Below are 3,378 nucleotides of genomic sequence, written 5' to 3' on the forward strand. Positions count from 1 at the left end.
CCGGCCTTTCTTCTGCTGGCACACCGACGGCAGGGACAGACACCTGCGGCTCGGCAGGCGGTGGTTGGGTTGCTGGGTCGGTAGGTGTTGAGACCGGAGGCGGCTCAAGATCCGGGTCCGGTGTCACCGGCTCCACGGGGACGACGGGTTCCGGTTCGGCCTCAGGCTCTGGTACCGGCCTTTCTTCAGCTGGCACCTCGACGGCAGGGATAGACACCGGCGGCTCAGCGGGCGGTTGTTGAGTTGTTGGGGTGTTGGTTGTTGAGGCCGGAGGCGGTGGGTCCTCGATCACAGACGACTCTGGGACTGGGTCCGGTGTCACCGGCTCCACTGGTGGCACGGGTTCCGGTTCGGCCTCGGGCTCGGGCACCGGCCTTTCTTCTGCTGGCACCTCGACGACATGGACAGACACCGGTGGCTCGGCCGGCGGTGTCTGAGTTGCTGGGTTTTTAGTTGTTGAGGCCAGAGGCGGGACGAGGGGAATAGATACTGGCGTCTTTGGCTCTGGCGCTTGATGCGGCGGTTCAGAGGCCGAAGGCGGCATCACTGGCGGTGTTGGTTCTGCCGTGATGGCGGCCAGGTAGCCAGTCGCCATTGCGAGGGCGGCAGGATTCGGGAGGTAGGCCATCTCCCGCGCCATGTCCACCACTCTCTGACGGGTAGCCCGACTGATCCCGACGCTCTCCGCCCGCCCATTCATGACTAGGGAAACGGTCGTCTTTGAGAGGCCGAGTGCCTCGGCCACATCCCGTATTCTTGCTCCTTGTTTTAACCTTAAATATGACATCTAAACCGGTTTATATTGGCATAATTAATTTTTGTCAAGGGATGGAAATTGGGGTAGATGTTCTCCCGTCCTCGAGCCAATCACGGAAGTCAGTAACATGTGTCCAATAGCCCTGTTCGTCCGTCAGGTGTAGATCATTGTGGTCGGCCCCGGGCACCCACCAGCATTGTTTGGGCACAGTGGCAAGATCATAGAGCTTCTTTCCGTGCCACAGGGGAATGACCGAATCATTCATACCGTGGATAGTGCGATATCTTGGCTTCCGCATTACGCGGATTTTCGGGGCAACCCGAATCGGTGTGCATGAGAAGAGCCTGCGGCGATTCAAAGTGAAAATCCGGGCCTTGACAGCTCGGGACCGTGGGCGGAGTCTGAACGGGATCATACGGGAGCTGAATGATTACATCCGGGGCTGGTGGGGATATTTCAAAACAGGAACATCTCAAAACCTGACCCGGCCGCTGAACGACTGGATACTGCGTCGGCTTCGTGCCTACGTTTGGAGCCAGTGGCGCCTTCCGAGAACGAAGGTGCGCGAGTTACTCGCACGCGGCGTTCATCCCCGATGGGCGCACAGTATGGGAAATACGCGCAAAAGGCCGTGGCGAATCAGCAAGCAAAGCGCGTTACACACGGCCCTGCCCGAAGACTACTTCACGCAGAAACTCGGTTTGGTTCTTCTAGGGTAATTACTGCTTTCTTACAGCCGAACCGCCGTACACGTGATCCGTACATACGGTGGTGTGGGGGAGGGGGCCTCAGCGATGGGGTCCCCTATCCCGATCGGCGATGGATCTCATTCATCAGTCAATGTGCCAAGCTTATTGAGGACATCGTGAACAGCCTCCGCCGGAAGTTTACAGCAAAAGGTTGCCCGTCGAGACTTCCAATCCAAGCTTTTAACTTGATCAGCCAAGACAACACCTGAAACCTGGCATCCCTGTGGTACGCGAACCTCAAACGGATACCCCTTAACTTGGCTGGTTATCGGGCAGAACAAGGCAAGGCCCACCTTACGATTGTAGGACTCTGGGGAAAGAACCAACGCGGGCCGGTGGCCCGCCTGCTCATGACCAGCCTGCGGAGTGAAAGAAAGCCAGACGACGTCGCCACGCTTAGGGCAATAGGCAGCCATTACCAAGCCTCCCGTCCGATGGCAACCCCCGAGTCAGATTCACAATGTCGATTCTGCGTCGTGACGCCTTTGAGCAGTTCATCGAGACGAAAACGTGGCCGCCGGGCTGGAGCAATCACAATCTGACCATCCTGAACAGCCACATCCACCGAATTTCCTGAACTTAAATGCGTATCCTGCGCAACGGACCGCGGAATCCGGACCGCCAGACTATTTCCCCATTTTTGGACTTTTGTGATCATGCTATTCATCTCCTTATGTATCTACTATGAAGATACACTCCCCGTCCTATGCGTGCAAGAAATAACATGATCTTTCTGGCCGAACTAGTTATTATGCCGAATCCCGTTATCAAGGATTTTCCCCGGATGAGCGGCGACGTCCGCTCTATCCGCTTTTCCTCCGGTTTTATCCTTACCCGAGATGATGTAAACCCCTTTCTCAATAATTAGGCCATCTGCCCACATTCAAGGGCGGAACGGTTTGCCTGGCCATCCCTTGGTCAGTCCCGGGGGATCCATGGATATTAGCATTCTGATGCCCTCCCTCCTCTGAACCGGCAATTCACCTGACTCTCAAGCACAACAGAACAGTATTGAATGCAAGGCTGGCAAACAGGAGCAGGCACACGACGGCTGAAACCCGCTCCTTCCTCCGCAAGCTTCTGACACCATAGATGAGGAACAGCACCATAAAGAGGGTCATGGGGTTGATAATGACCATTATGTATTTCATTCAATATCCTTAAGGGAGACCAGATGGCGGCTTTCCCGGCTCACCCCTGCCGACCTGACCACTATCCTCTGGTCATTGGCATATATACGGGCAGGTGGGGCTCCTCCATTGGTTACGTCCGCAGATGAAGAGGATATGGGGGGTGGCATTCATCAAAGGGGCCTCACAGTATAGGTCTCCCGATGGACTGCCCTTGAATCCCTGTCCCATCGGCCATTCACTATGCCCAACCATATGGCGAAGATGAGCATAACGATGGAAAAGATCTTCATTGATCTTCTCTCAGCAGGGTCTGTACAGATGATTACCACCCAGACTGGCATGAGGAAAATGAACGTCAGTATCTTCCAGCCAAAACTCTGATACCATTTTGGCTCTGGCTTGTACGGAATCACTTCAATCTGGACCTCATCATTCATATTATTTTGCCGAACTCGACCAATGACTGGATTTGCTAAAGCCAGGGATACTTGATGTTTATATTTTATGGGTGTCGATCATGGATTTGAGATTATCGAGCGAGACACGTGGGGACACAGCGTACTGCCTCACAACCGGATGTGCACGTGATCGAAGCAACAGCACAGGGAAGGAATCCGCTGGTTCAACAATGCGGATCTCATAAAGCTCCGTAAAGGCATAATGCCTGTGGTGCTGTCCCTGGGACAGGGTCTATCCATTTGACTTCATAAGCACCTGAATGGCAGAGGGATGACTTTGT

General features: G+C 54.7%; 5 protein-coding genes. All 5 read right to left on the reverse strand.

What is annotated here, in order from left to right; genetic code table 11:
* The coding region (locus tag WCS52_19375) for a LacI family DNA-binding transcriptional regulator (GenBank protein MEI6169350.1) at window positions 1–745 on the reverse strand (745 nt) is incomplete at its 3' end.
* An 838-nt stretch (window positions 746–1,583) separates the two neighbouring features.
* Window positions 1,584–1,922, reverse strand: coding sequence for an endoribonuclease MazF (gene mazF / locus WCS52_19380; protein ID MEI6169351.1), 339 nt, complete (start codon window positions 1,920–1,922; stop codon window positions 1,584–1,586).
* Entirely contained in the window at window positions 1,922–2,164 is a 243-nt protein-coding gene (locus WCS52_19385) for an AbrB/MazE/SpoVT family DNA-binding domain-containing protein (protein MEI6169352.1), read from the reverse strand. The genes mazF and WCS52_19385 overlap by 1 nt, the downstream gene beginning before the upstream one ends.
* A gap of 322 nt (window positions 2,165–2,486) precedes the next feature.
* Window positions 2,487–2,657 carry a hypothetical protein gene (locus tag WCS52_19390; protein ID MEI6169353.1) on the reverse strand — a complete coding sequence of 57 codons (171 nt, stop codon included), beginning with the start codon at window positions 2,655–2,657 and terminating at the stop codon, window positions 2,487–2,489.
* Window positions 2,658–2,809: 152 nt separating this feature from the next.
* The gene (locus tag WCS52_19395; protein MEI6169354.1) at window positions 2,810–3,076 is read right to left on the reverse strand and encodes a hypothetical protein; all 267 of its coding nucleotides are present in this window, start codon (window positions 3,074–3,076) and stop codon (window positions 2,810–2,812) included.
* Window positions 3,077–3,378 lie beyond the last annotated feature (302 nt).

The organism is bacterium (genome assembly GCA_037128595.1).
Taxonomy (GTDB): domain Bacteria; phylum Verrucomicrobiota; class Kiritimatiellia; order CAIKKV01; family CAITUY01; genus JAABPW01.